We start from the raw sequence: 850 nt of genomic DNA, 5'->3' as shown, positions 1-850 counted from the left end.
CGCCAGGGGCACGGCTGGTTAGCTACGTTCGGAAGGGATAACCGCTGAAAGCATCTAAGCGGGAAGCTCGCTTCAAGATGAGGTATCCCACCACCTTCGGGTGGGTAAGGCCCCCAGCTAGACGACTGGGTTGATAGGCCGGAAATGTAAGCCCGGTAACGGGTTCAGTTGACCGGTACTAATAGGCCGAGGACTTGACTATCAAAGCTGCTACGCGTCCACTGTGCAACTCCCGACAAACGAACAATCACACCGTTTGGTGGTTGGTTGTTTGACATGTCGATAGAGTTACGGCGGTCATGGCGGAGGGGAAACGCCCGGTAACATTCCGAACCCGGAAGCTAAGCCCTCCAGCGCCGATGGTACTGCACTCGGGAGGGTGTGGGAGAGTAGGACACCGCCGGACAAACTTTCCAGTCGAGGGCCGCCCCAGCAGGGTCGGCCCTCGACTGCGTTAGCGTCCTTGGCGACGCACTCAGGAAGGATGTACCTGTGAGTTCAGGACCGCACGGCGGAGATCGCCCCCGTCGTTACGAGGACCGCGCCGAGCGTGGGCAGGGGCGCGATGACGCCCGCCGCGACGACCGCCCCTCGTACCGGGGCAGCCGCGACGACCGCTCGGGCGGCTCGCGCGGCGGCTACGGCGGTGACCGCCGCGAGGGTGGCTTCCAGTCGGGCTCCCGCGACGGCGGCTTCCGCAGCGGCGAGCGTGCGGGTGGCTTCCGCGCCGGCCCGCGCGAGGGCGGTTCCCGCCGTGACGACCGTGACGGCGGCTTCCGCGGCGGTGAGCGTCGCGAGGGTGGCTTCCGCGGCGGTGACCGTGAGGGTGGCTTCCGTGGCGGTGAGCGCC

At 66.6% G+C, this 850-nt stretch carries 1 protein-coding gene and 2 rRNA genes; 2 read left to right on the top strand and 1 reads right to left on the bottom strand.

The window, feature by feature from the left end; genetic code table 11:
* Positions 1-202, top strand: a 23S ribosomal RNA gene (locus ABZ783_RS23230); the annotation flags it as partial.
* 87 nt (positions 203-289) lie between these two features.
* Positions 290-406, top strand: a 5S ribosomal RNA gene (gene rrf, locus ABZ783_RS23225).
* Positions 407-498: 92 nt separating this feature from the next.
* Here rrf and ABZ783_RS23220 read toward each other — a convergent pair.
* Positions 499-850, bottom strand: a 352-nt coding sequence (locus ABZ783_RS23220; RefSeq protein WP_357441636.1) for a hypothetical protein, incomplete at its 5' end; no start/stop codon positions are given.

The sequence above is a fragment of the Micromonospora sp. NPDC047738 genome (genome assembly GCF_040642675.1).
Taxonomy (GTDB): Bacteria; Actinomycetota; Actinomycetes; order Mycobacteriales; family Micromonosporaceae; genus Micromonospora.
The sequence above is the reverse complement of the archived record's forward strand: the minus strand, read 5'-3'. Positions and strand labels throughout refer to the sequence as shown.